Annotated in this window: 18 protein-coding genes and 1 other RNA gene; 9 read left to right on the top strand and 10 right to left on the bottom strand. The window is 60.5% G+C overall.

Annotation, left to right across the window (positions count from 1 at the left end; translation table 11 throughout):
* Position 1 precedes the first annotated feature (1 nt).
* From mraZ to rsmI, 3 genes are all read right to left on the bottom strand, one after another.
* Positions 2–457 (bottom strand): division/cell wall cluster transcriptional repressor MraZ, encoded by a 456-nt coding sequence (gene mraZ, locus N2A98_RS04915; protein WP_003171868.1) that lies wholly within the window; start codon positions 455–457, stop codon positions 2–4.
* A 355-nt stretch (positions 458–812) separates the two neighbouring features.
* Positions 813–1,166: RNase P RNA component class A (gene rnpB / locus N2A98_RS04910), an RNA gene on the bottom strand.
* Positions 1,167–1,262: 96 nt separating this feature from the next.
* Positions 1,263–2,135, bottom strand: coding sequence for a 16S rRNA (cytidine(1402)-2'-O)-methyltransferase (gene rsmI, locus N2A98_RS04905; RefSeq protein ID WP_032897619.1), 873 nt, complete (start codon positions 2,133–2,135; stop codon positions 1,263–1,265).
* Between the two features lie 209 nt (positions 2,136–2,344).
* Between rsmI and N2A98_RS04900 the strand changes: the two genes are divergently transcribed.
* From N2A98_RS04900 to N2A98_RS04885, 4 genes are all read left to right on the top strand, one after another.
* The gene (locus N2A98_RS04900) at positions 2,345–4,156 is read left to right on the top strand and encodes a penicillin-binding protein activator (RefSeq protein WP_003188658.1); all 1,812 of its coding nucleotides are present in this window, start codon (positions 2,345–2,347) and stop codon (positions 4,154–4,156) included.
* Positions 4,156–4,527, top strand: coding sequence for a YraN family protein (locus tag N2A98_RS04895; protein WP_003188656.1), 372 nt, complete (start codon positions 4,156–4,158; stop codon positions 4,525–4,527). Before N2A98_RS04900 ends, N2A98_RS04895 begins: the two co-directional genes overlap by 1 nt.
* 93 nt (positions 4,528–4,620) lie before the next feature.
* The gene (locus tag N2A98_RS04890) at positions 4,621–5,214 is read left to right on the top strand and encodes a phosphoheptose isomerase (protein WP_007904374.1); all 594 of its coding nucleotides are present in this window, start codon (positions 4,621–4,623) and stop codon (positions 5,212–5,214) included.
* Positions 5,211–5,792: a BON domain-containing protein gene (locus N2A98_RS04885; RefSeq protein ID WP_003188655.1), complete on the top strand. Its 582-nt coding sequence runs from the start codon at positions 5,211–5,213 to the stop codon at positions 5,790–5,792. Before N2A98_RS04890 ends, N2A98_RS04885 begins: the two co-directional genes overlap by 4 nt.
* A gap of 70 nt (positions 5,793–5,862) precedes the next feature.
* Here N2A98_RS04885 and N2A98_RS04880 read toward each other — a convergent pair whose 3' ends face one another.
* Both N2A98_RS04880 and N2A98_RS04875 read right to left on the bottom strand, forming a co-directional pair.
* Positions 5,863–6,636 carry an OmpA family lipoprotein gene (locus tag N2A98_RS04880; RefSeq protein ID WP_003188654.1) on the bottom strand — a complete coding sequence of 258 codons (774 nt, stop codon included), beginning with the start codon at positions 6,634–6,636 and terminating at the stop codon, positions 5,863–5,865.
* 178 nt (positions 6,637–6,814) lie between these two features.
* Entirely contained in the window at positions 6,815–7,459 is a 645-nt protein-coding gene (locus N2A98_RS04875; RefSeq protein WP_003188651.1) for an MBL fold metallo-hydrolase, read from the bottom strand.
* A 155-nt stretch (positions 7,460–7,614) separates the two neighbouring features.
* On the opposite strand from N2A98_RS04875, the gene N2A98_RS04870 reads away from it, so the two are divergent.
* Genes N2A98_RS04870 through N2A98_RS04855 form a run of 4 tightly spaced genes read left to right on the top strand, consistent with a single transcriptional unit; the run spans position 7,615 to position 11,048 of the window.
* Positions 7,615–8,205 (top strand): paraquat-inducible protein A, encoded by a 591-nt coding sequence (locus tag N2A98_RS04870; RefSeq protein ID WP_014716964.1) that lies wholly within the window; start codon positions 7,615–7,617, stop codon positions 8,203–8,205.
* Entirely contained in the window at positions 8,202–8,846 is a 645-nt protein-coding gene (locus tag N2A98_RS04865; protein ID WP_034134887.1) for a paraquat-inducible protein A, read from the top strand. The genes N2A98_RS04870 and N2A98_RS04865 overlap by 4 nt, the downstream gene beginning before the upstream one ends.
* Positions 8,827–10,476, top strand: coding sequence for an MlaD family protein (locus N2A98_RS04860; RefSeq protein WP_034134886.1), 1,650 nt, complete (start codon positions 8,827–8,829; stop codon positions 10,474–10,476). The genes N2A98_RS04865 and N2A98_RS04860 overlap by 20 nt, the downstream gene beginning before the upstream one ends.
* Positions 10,477–10,490: 14 nt before the next feature.
* Positions 10,491–11,048, top strand: coding sequence for a PqiC family protein (locus N2A98_RS04855; RefSeq protein ID WP_044271919.1), 558 nt, complete (start codon positions 10,491–10,493; stop codon positions 11,046–11,048).
* Positions 11,049–11,057: 9 nt separating this feature from the next.
* On the opposite strand, the gene N2A98_RS04850 is transcribed toward N2A98_RS04855, so the two are convergent.
* The 5 genes from N2A98_RS04850 to N2A98_RS04830 form a co-directional block, all read right to left on the bottom strand.
* Positions 11,058–13,787 carry a LuxR C-terminal-related transcriptional regulator gene (locus N2A98_RS04850; protein ID WP_275623084.1) on the bottom strand — a complete coding sequence of 910 codons (2,730 nt, stop codon included), beginning with the start codon at positions 13,785–13,787 and terminating at the stop codon, positions 11,058–11,060.
* A 260-nt stretch (positions 13,788–14,047) separates the two neighbouring features.
* A complete protein-coding gene (locus tag N2A98_RS04845) occupies positions 14,048–15,412 on the bottom strand; it encodes a DUF1329 domain-containing protein (protein WP_003188642.1) in 1,365 nt (454 codons plus the stop codon).
* Positions 15,413–15,454: 42 nt separating this feature from the next.
* Positions 15,455–17,314, bottom strand: coding sequence for a DUF1302 domain-containing protein (locus N2A98_RS04840; RefSeq protein WP_003188640.1), 1,860 nt, complete (start codon positions 17,312–17,314; stop codon positions 15,455–15,457).
* A 332-nt stretch (positions 17,315–17,646) separates the two neighbouring features.
* Positions 17,647–19,329: a fatty acid--CoA ligase gene (locus N2A98_RS04835; RefSeq protein WP_125969532.1), complete on the bottom strand. Its 1,683-nt coding sequence runs from the start codon at positions 19,327–19,329 to the stop codon at positions 17,647–17,649.
* A 755-nt stretch (positions 19,330–20,084) separates the two neighbouring features.
* Positions 20,085–20,717 carry a LysE family transporter gene (locus N2A98_RS04830; protein WP_003188636.1) on the bottom strand — a complete coding sequence of 211 codons (633 nt, stop codon included), beginning with the start codon at positions 20,715–20,717 and terminating at the stop codon, positions 20,085–20,087.
* An 84-nt stretch (positions 20,718–20,801) separates the two neighbouring features.
* Here N2A98_RS04830 and N2A98_RS04825 point away from each other — a divergent pair, with 84 nt between their 5' ends.
* On the top strand, positions 20,802–21,767 hold the full coding sequence (locus N2A98_RS04825) for a 2-hydroxyacid dehydrogenase (protein ID WP_275623591.1): 966 nt from the start codon (positions 20,802–20,804) through the stop codon (positions 21,765–21,767).
* Position 21,768 lies beyond the last annotated feature (1 nt).

The following is a 21,768-nucleotide window of genomic DNA, read 5'->3' as shown; positions in this document are numbered from 1 at the left end:
GTCACAGGATCAAATCACGCAGTTCATCAGGCATGGCGCCCGGTTGTTGAATAGCAGCCAGGTCCGCTGCAGACACAGCATCCCAGGCATCTTCGTCCCACAATTGGAACTTGTTCAGTTGGCCTACCAGCATTGCGCGCTTGTCCAGCTTGGCGTACTCGCGCAGTCGCGGAGGCACCAGGAAACGACCGCTGCCATCGAGTTCAAGGTCGACGGCATTACCGATCAGCAAACGCTGAAGGCGGCGGTTTTCTTCACGCAATGAAGGCAGTGCGCGCAACTTGGTTTCAATCAACTCCCACTCGTCGAGGGGGTAAACACACAAACAAGGGTCAACGGCGTCAATCGTGATGATTAACTGCCCTGAACTTCGCGAAATGAGCTCGTCACGATACCGGCTCGGCATGGCGAGACGGCCTTTTGCATCGAGACTGATAGCGTTAGCTCCGCGAAACACAGATGCGTTTCTCCAAATTTTAGCGTTTTACGTTCAAAAAACCCACTTTGTGCCACTTTCCGCCACTTGCGCACACTATAGGAATGCGCCCACCACACCGTCAAGGCGCGTATACAAGGAAAAGCCTTACAGAACGGAGATTTAGGAAGGTAAAGGGAGGAGAAACGAGAGTTTTGCGATGTTTTTGACTCAACAACAGCAAACAGCTCAAAGAGCTAGGGCTTAAAGTTAAAGTGATTTATTAAGAGTAAGATTTTTTTGGTATTACGAAGATGCATCTGCCAATGATTTGGCAGGGAGGGATTCTTGCGTTACTACCGGGTTTGCGCACGAGATTCGAACGCAAGGAAAAAAGGTGGAGAGTCGATCTGTAAGCCGGGTTCTGTCTTGAACAGTCATTCGTCTACGATGGCCATCACTGGACATCTTTAGCAACCTACCCGGTCCCAGCGCGGGCCACGCCTTGGGACCCTATTTGGTCTTGCTCCAAGTGGGGTTTACCTAGCCACGAACTGTTGCCAGTCGTGCGGTGCGCTCTTACCGCACCTTTTCACCCTTACCGGCACCGAAGTGCTTAGGCGGTTATTTTCTGTGGCACTTTCCGTAGGCTCACGCCTCCCAGGCATTACCTGGCACTTCGCCCTATGGAGCCCGGACTTTCCTCCCCCCCCTAATTTTCATAGAGGGCAGCGACTGTCCAATCGACTCTCCGCCGCGAAGGTTAACGGCACGGCGGCTTGAGGACAAGTATTAAAAGTGCAGCATTGCCATCACGTTCAGACGAAATACAGTTTTAGGCCCGGAACTATTCGGCCTTCTGTTTATCGAGCGCGACCTGATACAACACATTCTTGCGCACCCCGGTAATTTCGGCAGCCAGGGCGGCGGCGCGCTTGAGTGGCATTTCCTTGAGCAACAAATCGAGGACGCGCATGGCCTCGCTGCCCACCGCGTCTTCATTCTCCGGCGCGGTCCAGCCGGCTACCAGCACCACGCATTCGCCGCGCTGCTGATTGCTGTCGCCCTCGACAAACGCCCGCAACGCCTCCAGCGGCAGCCCCTTGAGGGTTTCGAAGGTCTTGGTCAACTCCCGGGCCAGCAAGGCCAGGCGCTCGCCGCCAAACACCAGCTCCATGTCTTGCAGGCATTCAAGAATGCGATGCGGGGCCTCATAGAAGATCAAGGTGCGCGGCTCTTCTTTAAGTGCCTGCAGACGCGCCCGACGCCCTACAGCCTTGGCGGGCAGGAAGCCTTCGAAGATAAAGCGGTCCGAGGGCAACCCGGCGGCCGATAATGCAGCAATCAGCGCGCAGGCTCCTGGAACAGGCACTACATTAATACCAGCGGCGCGCGCCTGGCGGACCAGGTGGTAACCCGGATCGGAAATCAGGGGCGTGCCCGCGTCGGAAATCAGTGCGACGTCATCGCCCGCCAAAAGGCGCGTGATAAAGCGGCTACCCTCTTCACGTTCGTTGTGTTCGTGGCAGGCCGCTAATGGCGTGCTGATACCAAAATGCTGCATCAACCGTTGGGAGTGCCGCGTGTCTTCTGCCGCGATCAATTTCACCTCGCGCAACACTTTCAGCGCCCGGGCACTGATGTCGTCCAGGTTGCCAATGGGCGTCGCCACCACAAAAAGCGAGCCAGCAGTGGAATTCAAAGGACCTGGAGCAGTCAAAGCGCACACCTCGATGGTTGGCAAAAGTCACATTGTAGCGCGTAGAAGCCTTGAAAATATGCCATCACGGCCGATGCCGTTTCAGCCACCGTCAGCTACTGGCAACATTTGCACGACCTAAATCCACGGTTTAACGCCATGAACATCGCGCCTGGGCCAGTGCTTGGGTACACTTCCACGCTAATTTGATCGGTATCAGGAACACTTACATGATCGCTTGCCTGCGGCTGCTCTCCGCCCTCTGCCTCGCTGCCTTGCTGGCCGCTTGCGCCAGTTCGCCCTCCTCCAGTCTTGGCGAACTGCCACGCACGCCCGATGCCAGTATCGAGCAACTGCTCGAACAGGCGACGAACGCCAAGACGCCAGAAAAAGCCGCGTTGCTGCGCCTGAGCGCGGCAGACCTGGCCTACCAGCAGAACAATCCCGGCCGCTCCTCGCAGATCCTTGCGCAAGTGCCCCTGGATGCCCTGAAGCCAGCCGCGCAAGTATTTGCCAGCACCCTGGCCGCAGAACTGGCAATGGGCCGCAACCAGCCCAAGGCGGCCTTGGCAGCGCTGAACCACCCCAGCCTGCAAAGCCTGAAGGAACTGCCGACCGACCAGCAGATCCGCACCGGCACCGTGCATGCACGCGCCTATGAAGCCGACGGCCAAACCCTCGCCGCCGCTCGTGAGCGCGTGGCCATGGCGCCCCTGCTGACGGGCGAGGCTGCCAGCAGCAACCACGAAGCCATTTGGGTATTGATTGCCGCGCTGCCAGCCGAACAGCTGCAAGCCACCGGCAACCCGACACTCGATGGCTGGATCACCCTGGCCCAGGCGGTCAAGGGCGCCGGTACGCTGGAGCAACAACAAGCCGCCATCGACACCTGGCGCGCGCAGAACCCGGGCCACCCGGCGGCGGTGCAACTGCCAGCGCCGCTGACCAAGCTCAAGGAACTGGCCAGCCAGCCCCTGAACAAGATCGCCCTGCTGCTGCCCCAGGAAGGCCCGCTGGCCGCTGTGGGCAAAGCGCTGCGCGAAGGTTTCATGGCGGCTCACTACCAGGCTGAGCAAGCCGGGCAGAAGCCACCGGTTATCGAGTTCTATGACAGCTCGCGCCTGACCTCCCTCGACGACTTCTACGCCAAGGCCCAGGCCGCCGGCGTGCAACTGGTGGTCGGCCCGCTGGAAAAACCGCTGGTCAAGCAACTCAGCGCACGCCCGCAATTGCCGATCACCACCCTGGCCCTGAACTACAGCGAGACCGATCAAGGCCCGGCGCAACTGTTCCAGTTCGGCCTGGCCGCTGAAGACGAAGCCCGCGAAGTGTCGCGCCGTGCCCGTGCTGATGGCCTGCATCGCGCCGCCGCCATGGTGCCCCGTGGCGAATGGGGTGAGCGCGTCTACAAGGCGTTCCGCCAGGATTGGGAAGCCAATGGTGGCACCGTCATGGGCGTGGAATATGTCGATCAGCCTGTGGCCCTGGCCCAGCAGATCGCCGATCTGTTCCAACTGCGCAAGAGCGAAGGCCGCGCCAAGAGCCTGCAAAGCACGGTCGGCACCGACGTCGCCGCCCAGCCTTCGCGTCGCCAGGACATCGAGTTCATCTTCCTGGCCGTCACGCCGCAACTGGCCCAGCAGATCAAACCGACCCTGAACTTCCAATACGCTGGCGATGTGCCGGTGTACGCGACCTCTCACGTGTTCAGTGCCAGTGGTGACCGCAACCAGTACTTGGACATGACCAATGTGATGTTCTGCGAAACCCCTTGGCTGCTTAACACCACCGACCCGCTGCGTAACCAGGTCGCCGCACAATGGCCGCAAGCCAATGGCAGCCTGGGCCGCCTCTACGCGATGGGCGTGGATGCCTACCGCCTAGCGCCACGCCTGGGCCAGCTCAAGGCACTGCCGGACACTCGTGTCGACGGCCTCTCGGGCAACCTGGGCATCAGCGCCAACCAGCGCGTCGATCGCCAGATGCCGTGGGCGAAGTTCGTCGGCGGCGACATTCAGCGCCTGCCTGATACCCCACGCTGATGCCCGAGCGGTCCAGCGCACAAAGCGGCAAGGATGCCGAACTGCATGCACTCAATTACCTGCAACAACAGGGTCTGCGCCTTCTGGCGCAGAACTGGTTATGTAAACGCGGCGAGCTTGATCTGGTCATGCTTGACGGCGATACAGTAGTATTCGTCGAAGTCCGCTACAGAAAACACGCACAATGGGGTGGCGCGCTCGCCAGTATCGACGGGCGCAAGCGTCAAAAGCTGATACTCGCTGCGCAGTTTTTTCTGCAAAAAGAGCATCGCTGGGCTGACTGCCCCTGCCGTTTCGATGTGGTTGCCATGGAAAGCACCCCGTCAGGCACAGCTGATCTGACCTGGCTCAAAAATGCCTTCGACAGCTGATTCGCCGGGCACCTTCACCACTCATTTTTGCTCTTTGCTTTGCGGGCTGCACATTACCTGTGCCAAACAGCCGCGCTACTTAAGGTCACACAGATGGACATGCAATCCCGAATTCGCCAGCTTTTCCAGGCCAGCATCGACACCAAGCAACAGGCGATGGACGTACTTGCACCGCACATCGAGCAAGCCAGCCAGGTGATGGTCAATGCCTTGCTCAACGAAGGCAAAATGCTTTCGTGCGGCAATGGCGGTTCGGCTGGCGATGCCCAGCATTTTTCCTCCGAGCTGCTCAACCGTTTCGAACGCGAGCGCCCGAGCCTGCCGGCCATTGCCTTGACCACCGACTCGTCGACAATCACTTCGATTGCCAACGACTACAGCTACAACGAAATCTTCTCCAAGCAGATCCGCGCCCTCGGCCAGCCGGGCGATGTATTGCTGGCGATTTCCACCAGCGGCAACTCGGCCAATATTATTCAAGCGATCCAGGCCGCACATGATCGCGAAATGATTGTCGTAGCCTTGACCGGTCGCGACGGCGGCGGCATGGCGTCGCTGCTGCTGCCAGAGGACGTGGAGATTCGCGTCCCGGCCAATGTCACCGCACGTATCCAAGAAGTTCATCTGCTGGCGATCCACTGCCTGTGCGATCTGATCGACAGCCAACTGTTCGGGAGTGAAGAATGACCGTTAATCGCCTCAGTCTTTTGGCCATCACGCTATGCGTCGCCATCAGCGGCTGCAGCTCGGCTATCACCGCTACACGGGACACCCCTATCCAGGACGACCGGGGCACACGCACCTTCGGCAGCACCATTGATGATTCGCTGATCGAAACCAAGGTGAAGGTCAACGTTGCCAAGGCGGCTACCGACCTGGGCAACGGGGCCTCGCGCATCGTGGTAACCAGCTTCAACGGTGTGGTCCTGCTGGCAGGCCAAACCCCGCGCGCCGATCTCAAGGCCCAGGCCGAGCAGGCCGCCGCTGGCGTGCAACGCGTCAAGAAGGTCCACAACGAACTGCAGGTCATGGACCCGATCACCCTGCTGGCCATCAGCAACGATGCCCTGCTGACCACCAAGATCAAGGCCCAGATGCTGACCGACAGTGCGGTGCCTGGTTCGCGGATCAAGATCGTCACCGACAATGGCATCGTCTACATGATGGGCCTGTTGACCCAGGCCGAAGCCACCCGTGCAGCCAATTTGGTGCAGGGCGTGTCGGGCGTACAGAAGATCGTGAAGGTGTTCGAATACATCGACTGATGTAGACCACACAGCCACAAAAAAGGGCGCCGTGCATTGACTGCACTGCGCCCTTTTTAGTGTTTAACGTTTACTGGTATTGCTGGTACGGGTTGCCCTGGAACTGGTTGTTCTGCTGTGGCGCCTGCTGCTGGCCCGCAGGTTGGCCGTATTGCTGGCCAGGGATCGGGCCGAGGTTGACCTCGACACGACGGTTCTGGGCACGGCCGTTCACATCGCCGTTGCTGGCAATCGGGTTATCCGGGCCGGCACCGCGTGCGCTCAGGTTGGCACCGTTGACGCCTTGGGAGGTCAGGTAGTTGGCCACGCTCTGCGCACGGCGCTGGGACAGGTCCATGTTCAGTTGACGGCTACCGGTGCTGTCGGTGTAGCCAACGATCTGGATGGTGTTCTGGTTGAACTGCTTGAGGGAGTTGGCCAGGTTGTTCAGCGGCTGGTAGAAGCTGCTGGAGATCGCGTCCGAGTTGGTGGCGAAGGTAATGTTACCCGGCATGATCAGCTTGATCTGGTCACCCTGGCGCTGCACCTCAACCCCGGTGTTGGCCATGCTTTCACGCAGTTTTTTCTCTTGCTGGTCGGCGTAGTAGCCATAACCTGCCGCACCGGCACCCGCAACCACCGCGCCAATCAGCGCGCCCTTGCCACGGTTGTTATGGTCGATGGCCGCACCGGCCAATGCGCCAGCCAGCGCACCGAGGCCGCCGTATTTGGCGGTTTTGCTCATGCCGCTTTCGGAACCATTGCTGGCCTGTCCCTGGCTGCCGTCATAAGGGTTAGGTGAGGCGCAGCCAGACAACAGGGCTACGGCGGTAGCGACAACAAGCAGACGACGCGGAGTGAACATGAAGGAAGCTCCTACTTTTGCATTCTGTGATGCAGAGGACCTTGGCAATGGACCTGTGCCGAGTTTGGAACGCGACAAACGGCAAAAATTCCGTGAAGGGGTGCGTAAAGCATAGCTGTCTTTGGCTTGGGTCTGTGCCTGTGTGTCTGTACCGGCTTGTATCAGAGCCGACAACCCATCACGCACGCACGAAAGGATTCTCCCGCATCTCATCGCCCAGCAACGTATCCGGCCCATGCCCAGTGACCACCGTCGCGCCTTCGTCCAGCGTATACAGGCGCTGCTTGATCGACCGCACAATCGTCGCCTGGTCGCCGCCCCATAAATCCGTACGCCCTACGCCACGACGAAACAAGGTATCGCCAGCGATCAACAGCTTGGCGTCGGCAAACCAGAAACTCATCGAGCCTGGCGTATGCCCTGGGGTGTGTAAGGCTACCCCACAGCCGCAGGCCAGTTCTTCGTCATGCTCCAGCCAGCGATCCGGCGACGGCACTGGGACGTACGGCACGCGAAACATCTGGCATTGCATTTCCAGGTTGTCCCAGAGAAATTGATCCTCTTTGTGCAGGTGCAGCGTGGCGCCGGTCTTTTCTTTCAATTGCCCGGAGGCCAGAAAATGATCGAGGTGAGCATGGGTGTGGATAATGCTCACCACCTTCAGGCCCAGTGCATCAAGGCGCGCCAGGATCAACTCGTGATTACCGCCGGGGTCGACTACGATGGCTTTTTTAGTGATCGGGTCGCCAATGATGGTGCAGTTGCACTGCAACGGCCCGACGGGGAAGGTTTCGCGAATCAACGGTTGTTTTTCAATAGTCATGGGTGTCCTGCAAGCTCTCTGGCGCGTTCCAAGTGCAGTATGGTGTAGCTTGCCCCTGCTCTGGAAGGCGTCGATTGCGCGGCCTATCCGCTGCTAAGCTACACAAGCGCCATTGAAATCCCCTGCTGCAGTCAGTCGCATTTGGAGCAACACCCATGGCGAATCAACAGATCATCTGCGAACACTGCGACTGCGTGTACGAGAAAGTCACGCTCGCCAAACATCAGAAAGCCCTGTGCGTACGCTGCTCTGGCGTGCTGCAGCGCTATAACGGCCTGTCGGTGCAACAACGTCTGGCCCTGACGGTGACCGCCGCAGTGCTGTGGACCTTTGCCAACTTTTACCCGGTGATGAGCATCAGCCTGCAAGGCTTGAAAAACAGCGCCACCCTCTGGGACTCAGTGGTTGCACTGAGCCTGGGGCCGATCACATTCATTGCATTGGTGGCGGCCATTTCCATCATTATCGCGCCGGTGTTTCAACTGCTGTTGCTGATCTGGGTGCTGAGTTTCGCCTTGGCCGGTAGGCGCTCGCCGGCGTTCAAGCTGTGCATGCGCTGGCTCGAAGCGCTCAGGCCGTGGAGCATGCTGGAGGTGTGCCTGCTGGGCGCGATGGTCGCGGTGTTCAAGCTGGCCGGCATGCTGGACGTTATTCCTGGCACCGGCCTGTTTGCCTTGGCTGCCCTGAGCCTGTTGCTGATCCGCATTGCCGGGCGCGATGTGCGCGACCTGTGGGACACCGTATGAATTCACCGCCTACCGCCCGCGAGCTGAACCTGTGCCTGTGCCACACCTGCGGCCAGCCCTGCGACATGCGCCTTGAACCCACCGAGTGCGAGCGCTGTGGCGCCGCGCTGCATCGGCGCAAGGTGCAGTCCCTGACCCGAACCTGGGCCTACATGCTCACCGCCCTCGCCTTTTATGTCCCGGCCAATTTACTGCCGGTGATGAACACCACCATGCTCGGCTCCGGCGCAGACAGCACTATCATGAGTGGCGTGCTGGAGTTCTGGCAGCACGGCGCCTGGGACATTGCCCTGATCATTTTCATCGCCAGCATTGCCGTGCCGGGCATCAAGTTCTTGTCGCTGGGGCTGCTGCTGGTCACCGTGCAGCGCAATAGCCAGTGGGCGCGCAAAGAGCGCTCGAAGCTGTTTCGGTTTATCGAACTGATCGGCTATTGGTCGATGCTCGATGTCATAGTGGTCGCCCTGGTGGCCGCGCTGGTGAAGTTTCAAGCCCTGGGCACGATCGAACCGCGCCTGGGTATTCTGTTTTTTGGCCTGGTGGTCGTGTTTACGATGCTCGCGGCCATGAGTTTTGATCCCCGGCTAATCTGGGAAAACCCACCTAACGAGGAGACCTCGGATGAGCTCATCCAAGGCTGACACCCCTGCGGGGCAACCCGTGATCAAGACGCGTCGTTTCAGCGTTTCGCTGGTCTGGATCGTGCCGATTGTCGCTGTGCTGGTGGGGATCTCGCTGGTGATTCACAGCATCATGCAACAAGGGCCGACCATCGTCCTCAACTTCAAGACCGGCAGCGGGCTGATAGCCAACAAGACCGAGGTCAAATACCGCAACGTGGTGATCGGCCAGGTAACCGCCGTGGCCCTGAGTGATGACCAGAAAAGCGTCAACGCCACCGTCGAGCTGGTCAAACAGGCCGAAAGCTTCACCCGCGAAGATTCGAAATTCTGGGTGGTGCGCCCGCGCATTGGCGCAGGCGGCGTGTCGGGCATCGACACGTTGTTGTCCGGCGATTACATCGGCGCAGACATCGGCCAGTCCGAGACCCGCGCTAAACACTTCACCGGTTTGGAAAACCCGCCGCCCATCACTTACGGCGAACCGGGCAAGCGCTTCACGCTGCACACCCAGGCCCTGGGTTCCCTGGACATCGGCTCGCCGGTCTATTACCGCAAAATCCCGGTGGGCCAGGTGGTGGCCTATGAGCTGGACAACGAAGGCAAGGGTGTGAATGTCGAGATCTTCGTGCATGCGCCCAATGACGTGTACATCACTGAGAACACACGGTTCTGGAACGCCAGCGGCGTCGACTTGAGCGTTGGCGCCAATGGCTTCGCGCTGAAAACCGAATCCTTGTCGTCCATGTTGATGGGCGGGATCGCCTTCCAGGCGCCGCCCTACAACCCCAATGACAAACCGGCCGAAGAAAGTCGCAGCTTTGAGTTGTTCGAAGACCAGCAAAGCGCCCTCGCCCCACCCAACGGCAAGGGGCAATACATGGTCCTGCGTTTCGATCAGGCTCTGCGCGGGCTGAAAGTCGACGCACCGGTGGAGTTCCTTGGCGTGGAGTTCGGCAGGGTTGTATCGATCAACCTGGATTTCGATGCGAAGAAACGCACCTTCCCGGTCAATGTCGGCATCGTGATCTACCCGCAACTGCTCGGCGAGGCCCACACCAAGCTGCTCAAGGCCATGAACAATAACCCTGACGATGAGGCAGCCGGTGTACGCCTGATTGGTACCTTCATCGAAAACGGCCTGCGCGCCCAGGCCCGCAGCGGCAACTTGCTGACTGGCCAGTTGTACATCGCCCTGGACTTCTACCCCAAGGCCGAGAAAGTCGCATTCGACCCGAACCAGCGCCCGGTGGGCATCCCCACCATCCCGGGCAACCTGGAGCAACTGCAAGAGAAGTTCGAAGGCATCGTCAACAAGATCAGCCAACTGCCTGTGGAGCGCATTGCCGGCAACCTCGACGCCAGCCTGGTCGAACTGCGCAAGGGCCTGGCGCAATTCAACGCCAAGACGCTGCCGGGTGTGCAAACGACCTTGGGCGACGTGAGCAAGACCCTGCAATCGGCCAGTTCAACCCTGGCCGAAGACTCGCCGCAGCGTGAACAACTGACCCAGACCCTCGACGAGTTGGGGCGCATGTCGCGCTCCCTGCGCGAGCTTTCGGATTACCTGGGCCGGCATCCGGAGTCGCTGATTCGCGGCCGCCCCGATAACGCCGCACCGACGGACCTGCAAGGGCCACCCCGCAAATGACCATTGGAGCCGCCATGACATTGCCGTTGAAGATCACATTGCTGGCCACCCTGCTGCTGCTCGGTGCCTGTCGCAGTGAACCCATCGCCTTTCACACCCTGACCCCGGCGCACTTGAGCCCGAGTACGCGAGCAGAGGCCGGCGGTGTACGCATTGAGAGCATCAGCGTGCCGCCTCAGGTCGACCGTGCTCAGATCGTGATTCGCCAGGGCGACAGCGGCCTGGCGATTCTTGAAACTCAGTGGTGGGCCGCCACCCTCGCCGATGAACTGAGGAGCGCCTTGGTCGATCAGTTGGCCAACAGCAATGCCCGGCAAGCCGTGGCTTTGCGCGTAGAGGTGCAGCGCTTTGACTCGGTACCCGGGCAGTACGCGCTGCTCGATGTGCGCTGGCGCCTGAGGCAAGTCAATGGCGACCGTCCGGCGTTGACCTGCCGCACCACTTTGCAGTCGCCTGCCGGGCCGAGCATCGACGAGCTGGTGGTGGCGCATCAGAACAACCTCAAGCGGTTCGCGGCGCTGATCAATCAGACCGTCGACACTTCACTCAAGGGCTGCCCGACCGCGCCGTGAGCCACGGGCTCAGGCCAGCAAGCCCATGGACTTGGCCCGCGCGACTGCCTGGGTACGACGCTCCACGCCGAGCTTGCTGTTGATGTGGCTGGCGTGGGTCTTCACCGTGTGCAGCGAGATGAACAGCTGATTGCTGATTTCCTGGTTTGAACAGCCTTGGGCAATCAGCTGCAGCACCGCCAGCTCTCGGGTGCTCAGGGTTTCCTGTTGAGGTGAGGCTTCAACCGCAATGACTTGGGGCAGCAGCGCCAGCAGGCTCTGGTTGAGCAGCCCATGGGAGTCCTTGCCCAGCTGCTCGCGCATCCACTGGGGGTAACCCTCCAACAAGCGTTGAAACGGCTGCAACGCGCCGCCCGAGCCGGCTTGCAGGGCACGGGCCAATATCGGCCTGGCCTTGGCTTCCTGGCCATGCTCCAGAAGCAACTGCACCTGCTGGACCAGCGCCATCAGGGCAATCATCTGGCGCCCACTGTCATGGGCCTGCTGGGCCAGCGCTTCCAGGCGTTGCAGCGCGCTGTCGGGTTGATGGCGAGTGGCATCGAGCGCGGCTTGTTGCAGCTCGATATGTTGCGGCAGGTGCGGATGAAACTCGGGGGCGGCCGCGGCGTGCTCGCCGTTGTAGGTCTGCCCCAGGCGGGCCAGCCAGGCGTCGGCCAGGTCAGTGCGACCCTGGGCCAGCCACAGCTCGCATTTGATCAGAGTGATCATCGCCAGGTAATAGATCGGCGGCACATCCCAGATGTGCATCAAGCGTTCGGCCTCGGCCAGTTCGGCAAAGGCATTGGCAAACTCCCCACGCCGCCCTTCGAAACTGGCGATGACACAGTGCCCGATCAGCACGCTGATATCGCGGCAGGCGCGGGCTTCGGCCAGGCCGGCGCGCAAACGCGAAAGGCCGGCTTCGGGCTGGTAACGCACCAACAGCAGGTAACCTTCGTAAAGCGACAACCGTGCGCGCACGGCATACAGGCGCTGGGGTGCCAGCCCATGCAGGCGCTCCAGGCCTTGGCGAACTTCATCCAGAGAACGCAGGATCTCACCCCGCGACTGCAGCACCCGCGCTCGGTCGTAATGGGCCAACGCTTCAAACAAAGGGTTACCGACGCGCTGCGCCAGTTCCAGAGATTCGCGGTTCAGGCCACGGGCGCGCCACAGGTCGGCATCGGCGATTGCCAGGTTGGACAGAGTCGAGAGGCACACCAGGCGCTGGCCGTAACGCTTTTGCGGCAGGCTTTCCAACGCCTCTTGGCAATAGCGCTGGGTCAGCTCACGGTCTCCGCGCCCACGGGCAATGATCCCGCTCAGCGCCAACCATTGGGCCAACATGGATTTTTGCGCGGTGGCCGATGGCGCCGGCAGAAAGCGGCTGAGGTAACTGGACAGTTCCTGCGCCGCATCCAGTTGGCATGCGAGCCCCAGCGCCCAGCTGTACAGCACGATCAAACGCGGCGTGCTGATCAGCAGGCTGTCGGGCAGGTCCATCTTCCAGCGCAGCAGCATGCCGATGTTCTGCTCTGCCAGCAGTTGCTCTTCGGACAGGTTCTGCACCAGGTTCGCCGCCACATCCAGGTGCCCAGCCCGCAGCGCCTGCTCCACCGCCTCGTCGATCAAGCCCTGGGCGTTAAACCAGCGACAAGCGCGCAAGTGCAAGCTGGCCGGCGGCAAGGTGGCACTCTTCTCGCGGCGGGTGCGCAGCAGGTCGGAGAACAAATGGTGATAGCGGTACCAGTGCCCTTGCTCATCCAACGGCACCAGGAACACTTGATGAGCCTGCAGATAACGCAGGATTTCTGCGCTGTCATGGGCCTCTCGGATGGCGTCGCACAGTTCGCTGCAAAAGCGCTCCTGCGGTGCGGTGTCGTACAGGAACGCTTGCACTTCTGCGGGAAGGCAGTCGATGACCTCTTCGAGCAGGTAATCGCGAATCAGCCCTTCGCCACCGTGCAGGCTTTGGGGCAAGGCGCCCTCACTGCCGGCTTCGGAGGCCGCCAACAGCCAGAAGCGCAGGCCGGCGACCCAGCCCTCGCTGCGGCGGATCAGGTTTTCCAACGCCTCACCGCGCAACGCATTGCTGTGCCCATCCAGCACCGCCAGGGCCTCGTCGTGGGTCAAGCGCAGGTCTTGCTCATGCAGCTCCAGCAGGTGCCGCGACAGGCGCAGGCGTGCCAGGTGCCAGTCCGGGCGCTGCCGACTGGTGACCAGCACCACCAGGCCATCGGGCAAATGATTGAGGAAAAATTGCAGGCAGCGATCCAGCACCGGGCCCTGGGCCAGGTGATAGTCATCCAGTACCAGCAATAACGGCGAGCGTGCAGACAGGTGCACGGCCAGCTCGTCGAGCAGGCCATCGAGCCATTCTTCGAAGGCAAAGGGTTGGTGACGCTGGCGCATTTTCAGCAAGCCCATGGATTGGGCGCCGAGTTGCGGGAAATACTGTTGCAAGCCGTCGAGCAGCCGCTCCAGGAAACGGCCGGGGTCACTGTCCCTTGGGCTCAGGCCCAACCACAGGCTTTGCCACTGCGCTGGCAAGCCCTGGCAAAACTCCACCGCCAACGAACTCTTGCCAAACCCCGCGGGCGCGCTGACCAGCAACAGTCGCCCATCAAGGCCGGCATTCAGGCGTTCGCACAGGCGCGGGCGCAGCACGTAGCCGTCAGGCAGCGGCGGCCTGTAGAAGCGGCCTTCCAGGGTCGGCATCACCACACTGGCAGGCCCATGGGTTCGGGACAGATCAGTCATCGCCGGGCTCTTGTAGAAGGCTGTTGTCGGCATTGCAGATGTCCGCAGACTAGCGGTAAAAGCGGCGGGATTGTAGATCTTTGCAACAAATGACTGAAAAAGAACTGCGACAAGAAATATCCCTTCCAGCCACCAGGAAGGAAGTAGGAGCGAGCTTGCTCGCGAAGAACTCCACAACAACGCGTCCCTTCAGGATGGGCGCGTTATCGTTGGCGACCTTCGCGAGCAAGCTCGCTCCTACTGGTGATCATCAGCAGAGGTTAGCGAACACCGTCCTGGCGCAGGGCCGCTGGGGTGAAGTCGCTGGTGCTGGCGGTGAAGCCAAAGTCATAGGCCTGCTTCTCTTCGTTCTTCATGCCCAGTGCCAGATAACGGCCGGACTGCAGGTCGTAGAGGGTTTCCAGGGCGTACCACGGCACTTGCTTGTCGTAGTAGTTCTCGGCATGGGCTTCAGCAACACGCCACAGTTGGCCACGACCGTCGTAGTGGTCGATCACCGCCGCTTGCCAGGTGTCTTCGTCGATGTAGAAGTCACGCTTGGCGTAGATGTGGCGCTGGCCTTCCTTCAAGGTGGCGACCACGTGCCAGACACGGCGCAGCTCGTAGCGAGCCAGGTCCTGGTTGATGTGGCCAGCCTTGATGATGTCGGCGTACTTGAGCTTCGGATCATCGACCTTGTAGCTGTTGGAGGCGATGTAGATTTCTTTCTTGCCTTCCAGCTTCCAGTCGTAGCGGTCTGGCGCACCGTTGTACATGTCGAGGTTGTCGGAGGTGCGCAGGCCATCGGCGGCAGTACCCGGGCCGTCATAGGACACTTGCGGTGCCCGACGCACGCGGCGCTGCCCGGCGTTGTAGACCCAGGCCGAACGCGGCTCTTTGACCTGGTCCAGGGTTTCGTGCACCAGCAGTACACCACCGGCCAGGCGCGCTGGCGCAGTCACTTGCTGCTTGAAGTAGAACAGCACGTTGCCTGGGTTTTTCGGATCGAAGTCCTTCATCTTGTCGCGGAACACGAACTGGTCGCGGAAGTACACCAGGCTGTAGGAGCCGTTGGTTTGCGGGGTGGCCTGGGTGACCAGGCGGGTGACGCTGCCGCCGCGATAACGGGTGATGTGGTTCCAGATCACTTCAACGCCGCTCTTGGGAATCGGGAACGGGACGGCGGTTTCGAAGTTTTCCAGGCCGTTGCCGCCGGACACCAGGTTGGTGGTGGTGGCGTTTTTCTTGATCGAGGCAAACACCTCAGCCGGCACGGTGGCACCGCGATGGGTCGGGTACACCGGCATCTTGAAGCTGTCCGGGTAACGCTTGAACATCGCGTATTGCCCGGGGGCCAGCTTGTCTTTGTATTGCTCGACGTTCTGCGCGGTGATGGTGAACTGCGGTTGCTCGCTGGCATACGGGTTGGCGAGGAAACCACGGGCGTCGACCGCGCCGGCATTGGTCGGCAATGGCGACCATTTTGGAATGGTGCCAGCCGCGTTACCCGCCATCTCGGCGCCCATCGGGGTCAGGGTCGTGCCGAGCTTGGCGGCTTCATCTGCCGAGACTGCCGCCATGACGTTACTCGCCAGGATCGACAGCCCAAGCACACCCACGTGCAACAGACTTTTTGTTATTTTCATGCTCTGGTCTTCCTGAATACATGCCACTTGAAAAGAGTGTGCTTAGAAGTTGGCGCCGAAGCTCAAGGCGACAAAGTCGCGGTCATCCACGGTGCTGAACTTGCCACCAAAGAAGTTGGTGTACGCCAGGCTCGCGGTGTAGGTGTTCTGGTATTCGGCGTCCAGGCCCAGGCTGACCGCCTTGCGACCTTCTTCAAAGTTGCCGCCAGGGCCTGGCGAGTAACCTTTGACGTCATGGGACCAGGCCACGTTGGGCTTGAGGTTCACGCCCGCGAACACGTCCGGGTATTCCCAGATGGCACGGGCACGGTAGCCCCAGGACGTTGCGGTGGTGTAACCGTCGTTATTGCAGTTGGTGTTCAGGCCGGCAGCGTTGGGCAAGCCGGCGCCGTTGGCGGTGGAGTTGTTGAGGGCGTTGCAGAACCCACCTGGCAGCGTGCCTGGGCCGAACACCGGGTCGCGGCCGTAACGAGCCTGGGATTTGCTTTCCAGGCCGCCCACGTGGGTCACGCCGATTTCACCGACGGTGGTGAGGCGGCTGGCGCCCATGACCTGGTCGAAGAAGTGCGTGAAGGTGGTCTGGAACTGGGTGACTTCCTTGCGGTTGTAGCCGTGCAGGTCCTGGCCCGGCGTGCCCTTGAGCACGGACGCATTGCCAAAGCCTGGGATCGGCGTGACACCGGCGAACAGAATGTCAGTGGTGCTCAACTGCACCGGCGCATTCGGACGGTAGCTCAACTCACCGCTCCAGGCGGTGCCGGTAGGCAAGGTGGTGGAGAAGCTCAGGCCGTAGAGGCGGATATCTTCCGGGTACTCGACGAAGTAATTCGAGCTGCCCGCCACGATCAACGGCCGCAAGGCTCCCAGTGGCCCCAGCGGACGCGTGTAGGCCGCCGATGGCGCGCCCTGTGCACTGAAGATCGGCGCACGGCTGTGGTAGTTCATGAAATACGCGCCGAACTCAGTATCCAGCGGTTCGAAGTTATAGCGCATGGCCACGCCGAACTGGCCGCTGTCGCGTGCATCACGGTCCGGCCCACGGCGCACCAGCACGCCTTCGCTGTTGACGTCCACACCCAAGGCACCCAGGGTCGGCAGGGCGGCGGCAGGAATGGTGGAACGCTTGTTCAGTACCCGCAGGTTATTGCTGCAACCATCGGAGATCACGTCCGGCTGCGAGAAGAACGTGCCGCAGTTATCGGTCACGGTCTGGTCCCACTCCAGCTGGTAAAACGCCTCGGCCGACAGATTGTCGGTGAGCGACTGGGACACGTAGAACATGTTCACCGGGATCAAGCCTTCCTTGATCTCGGCCCCCGGACGGCGAAACGCCGACACGTCGATCGGGTTGATGGAGTTGATGCCGCCGCCGATGAAGGTACTTTCGCCCCAGCTCACCACCTGCTTACCAAAACGCACGGAACCCGGCGCATCGGCAATGGAATAGTTGTGGTAAACGAATGCATCGAGAATCTGCCCGCCCGAAGACTTGGCGCCTTCCTTGCGGTTGTTGTCGCTGATGTCCTTGAACGGACGGCTTTCGTCCTTGAGTTCAAAGTCGTACCAGTACTTGCCTCGCACAAACACACCGGTGTCGCCGTACTTCAGTTCCAGGTCGTGGATGCCCTTGAAGATCTTCGAGAAGGTCTCGCCGCGCTTGAAGTTCAAGTGGCCGTCATCGGAGGTCTGGGACAGGCCCTTGCCGCCGTTGTTGGCACCGATCAGGTCACGATTGGGTTTGGCTGTGGACCAGCTAGCACCCACGGAAAGCGACGAGTCAAAGCTCCCTTCGATTTCACCAATGTTGAAACTGACGCCGAATGCCGGCCCGGCGAGCGTAGAAGCGAGGCTGACGGCCAGGGGCAGTCTTGCCCGGCGCCAGAACTGGTTTACTGAGGTCATCGACGCTACTCCATGTGCATATTTTATTGTTATGGCAGTGAGCCCTTTCTTCAGATGTAACGGCCGGGATACAACGATTCCAATGCCGCATCGCCACCGAGCCTCCATGGCTCGAAGCGCAACATCCGCGAAAAACTCTGAAAGGGACTATAGCCAGAGGGGGGTAGTGCTTGATCCCTCTAAAGTGTGATTTGCATCACCAACCTGTCTGCCACAACCCTTTCGCCACGCCGACGAAGGTCGACGCGGGAAGGATGGCTGAAATTCGGCAAATCACAAGTAAAGGCTTGATATAGAGCATTGCCGCGCCCGACCGGGCGCGGCGAGAGGGTTTAGAGCGTGGACAGGAACGTGCTGTTGTTGGCCTGCCACTCGATGATGTCGACGCGGATACGTTTCTTGTCGAGTTTGCCGACACTGGTCTTGGGAATTTCAGTAACAACGGCGATCTGGCTCGGGATCGCCCACTTGCTCAAATGGCCCAGCTCGACAAAAGGCTTGAGGTGTTCCTTGAGCTCTCGCGCATCGATCACATGCCCTTCACGCACCACCAACAAGGCGAAGGGCCGCTCGCCCCATTGCGGATCGGCAATGCCAACCACTGCCACTTCCCGCACCGCCGGGTGACGGCTGACCAGGTCCTCCAGAGCCAGGGAGGAAATCCATTCGCCGCCGGTCTTGATCACATCCTTGATGCGGTCACGGATATCAATCACGCCGAAGGCATCCAGCGTGGCCACATCACCGGTGTGCAACCAACCACCGGCCCAGAGTTCGGCGCCCTTTTGCGGCTCTTTGTAGTAACCCTCGGTCAGCCACGGCGCGCGCAGCACCAGTTCGCCCTGGGTTTCGCCATCGGCGGGCAGGAAATGACCGTCGGTGTCCATGATTGCCGCCTCGACCAACGGGCCCGGCACACCGGCCTTGATCCGGTAGGTGGTGCGCTCATCTTCACTGCCAGCCATCAGCTCATCATTGAGGTGAGCGCAAGACACCAGCGGCCCGGTCTCGGACATGCCATACGCGGCGGTCAGTTGAATGCCCCGAGCCTTGGCGGCTTCGTACAGCGAACGGTTGAGGGCGCTGCCGCCGATGACGATTTTCCAACCGCCGAAATCCACGTTCTGCGCAGCCTTGGCGTTGAGCACCATTTGCAGGATGGTCGGCACACAGTGGGAGAACGTCACCTTCTCCTTGCGCCACAGTTCTACCAGGTATTCCGGGTCGTAGCGGCCGGGGTAAACCTGCTTGAGCCCGAGCATGGTCGCCACATACGGCAAGCCCCAGGCGTGTACGTGGAACATCGGCGTGATCGGCATGTACACGTCGTTGGTGCCCAGCAGCCGCACGCTGTCGACGCTGCCCATGATGGTCGCCACGCCAATGGTGTGCAGCACCAGTTGCCGATGGGTGAAGTACACACCTTTGGGGTTACCGGTGGTGCCGGTGGTGTAGAAGGTGGTGGCGACCGAGTTTTCGTCAAAATCCTCGAAGTCATAGCTGGGGCTGGCGGCGGCCAGGAGGGTTTCGTACTCACCGACAAGATTGGGTAGCTCGGCGGTGTGGATGTCACCATCGGTAATCAATAAGGTCTTGTCGACAGTAGTGAGCTGCCCGGCAATCGCCTGGTAGAGCCCCACGAACTCACTGTTGACCAGCACAAAGCGGTCTTCGGCGTGGTTCATGGTGTACAGAATCTGCTCCGGCGACAGCCGCACGTTAATGGTGTGGATCACCGCGCCAATCATCGGGATGGCAAACATGCACTCCAGGTAACGGTGGCTGTCCCAGTCCATCACCGCCACCGTGTCACCGGCCTTGACCCCGGCTTCGGTCAGCACATTGGCCAGGCGCGCAACGCGCTCGATCAGCGTCGGGTAGCTGTAGCGCAGCTTGTCGCGATAGATAATTTCCCGGGTCTTCTCGTAGCGAGTCCCGGACATCAACAGGCGCTTGATCAACAGCGGATACTGGTACGCACCTTCGGCGGGCGGGATAACACGGGTCTGCAACATAAGAATCCCTTTAATGACTGCACGGTCTTGGCTTGAAGACCTGCACTGTAGAGCGCTTATGTTTCAGCCAAATCAGCCAAAGGAATGATTTGCAGGAGCCAGCAAATGCTAGCGTTACGCCATTATCTGGACATCATGGCGCTCCAGCAATCGACAGTAACCACGATGCGAAGCGAGTCGCTCTTGATCTGCTCTTGCTCTGCTTTTGATCTGCTTTTGATCTGCTTTTGATCTGCTTTTGATCTGCTTTTGATCTTGATCTTAGCGCCCCATCAAACCACGCTGGCCGGAATTCGACAGTGATTTGGGGGGTAAACCGGCAGGGATGCCGGTTTAGCCGCCCCGCGCCATGGATGGCGCGTGGCGGCGGCCCCCCAAATCACTGGCGGATTACGGGCACACCGAGCCTAGGCGAGGTGCCGAGTGGTGGGGCAAGAGCGTTTTGCTTACTTTTGCGCTGTTCAAAAGTGAGCCGCTGTCAGAGCGGAACCCTAGGTGGCCGTTACCGCAGGAATGGATATGCCCACAATCCAACTGTGTTGACTGCCAGGCCGCCTTCGCGAGCAAGCCCGCTCCCACAGTTGGATCGTGAGGCGTCAGGTAGATAGGTGTCGGCTGTCAGACCGTCATCGCAGGCAAGCCAGCACCCACAGTTGGATCGTTAGGGTGTCAGGTAGGCAGGTGTCGGCTGTCAGGCCGACATCGCAGGCAAGCCAGCTCCCACATTTTGTCCCTGCCCGCTTGAGTGAACGCACTTACTTCATGCTGGTGAAGGCCAACTTCACCCCAATAGCAATCAACACCGCGCCCATGGTCCGATCAAACCAATGCCCCATCCGCGCAAACCCCGCACGTACACGCTGCTGGCTGAACAGCATGGCCACCAGGCAAAACCACAACGCCGTGGCCACCGCCAGGTACACCCCATAACCGGCCTGCACCGCCAGCGGTGTGTGCGGGTTGATCACCACGGTAAACAGCGACAGGAAAAACAACGTGGCCTTGGGGTTCAAACCATTGGTCACAAAGCCCGCAGTAAACGCGCCACGCGGGGTGCGCTCACCCGCTTCACGGTGCAACTCGCCCTCGGCCGCAGGCTTGGCCGGCTGGGCACGCAGGGCCTTGAAGCCGATGTACAGCAGGTACGCCGCTGCCGCCCATTTCAACGCATTGAACAGCACAATGGACTGGGACACGATCAAGCCGATACCCAGCAACGAGTAACCCACATGCAGGAAAATCGCCGAACCGACGCCCAGTGCCGTCCATGTGCCGGCGCGGCGGCCATGGGTCACACTCTCACGCACCACCACGGCGAAATCCGGGCCGGGGCTGGCCACCGCCAGCAAGTGAATCAAGGCTACGGTCAAAAACTCGGCGACGTACATGCTCACTCCATTAAGTAACTGATTATTTCATCTGATAGGCTCGGCAGATTACGCCTTCGAACCTCGTCGCAAAAGGTACAGTTGATCATGAACAATCGCCGCGCCGTCTTCCTCGACCACCCTTCCCTGGACTTGGGCGACCTCGACCTCAGCGGTTTACATGACTGCTTCAGCCAGTTGCAGCTGTTTGAACAGACCACGCCAGAAAATGTGATGGAGCGCTTGCAGGGCGCCCAAGTCGCCATCAGCAATAAAATCCCGCTCACGGCCCACACCCTGGCCGCCTGCCCCGGGCTCAAGCTGATCCTGGTATCGGCCACCGGCACCAACAATATCGACCTTGAAGCGGCCCGCGCCCACGGCATCACCGTGAGCAACTGCCAGGGCTATGGCACGCCGTCGGTGGCCCAGCACACGATCATGCTGTTGCTCAACCTCGCCACGCGCTTGAAGGACTACCAACAGGATGTAGCCGCGGGCAAATGGCAGCAGGCCAAACAGTTTTGCCTGCTGGACCATCCCATCGTCGAACTGGAAGGCAAAACCCTCGGCCTGCTCGGCCACGGTGAACTGGGCAGTGCAGTGGCGCGTCTGGCCGAAGCGTTCGGCATGCGCGTGGTGCTCGGCGCGATCCCTGGGCGCCCTGCCCGCGCCGACCGTGTGCCGCTGGATCAATTGCTGACCCAGGTCGATGCGCTGACCCTGCATTGCCCACTCAACGAGCACACCCGCGACTTTATCGGCGCTCGTGAACTGGCGTTGCTCAAACCCGGCGCGTTTATCGTCAACACCGCACGCGGTGGTTTGATCAATGAACAGGCCCTGGCCGACGCATTGCGCAGTGGTCATCTTGGCGGCGCGGCGACTGATGTGCTGAGCGTCGAGCCGCCAGTCACGGGTAATCCGCTGCTGGCTGGAGACATTCCACGCTTGATCGTCACGCCCCACAACGCCTGGGGCAGTCGCGAAGCACGCCAGCGCATCGTCGGCCAACTCACGGAAAACGCCCAGGGCTTTTTCAGCGGCGCCCCGCTGCGCGTCGTCAGTTGAT

The sequence above is a fragment of the Pseudomonas sp. FJ2-5-13 genome (genome assembly GCF_029201605.1).
GTDB classification, from domain to species: domain Bacteria; phylum Pseudomonadota; class Gammaproteobacteria; order Pseudomonadales; family Pseudomonadaceae; genus Aquipseudomonas; species Aquipseudomonas lactis.
The sequence above is the reverse complement of the archived record's forward strand: the minus strand, read 5'-3'. Positions and strand labels throughout refer to the sequence as shown.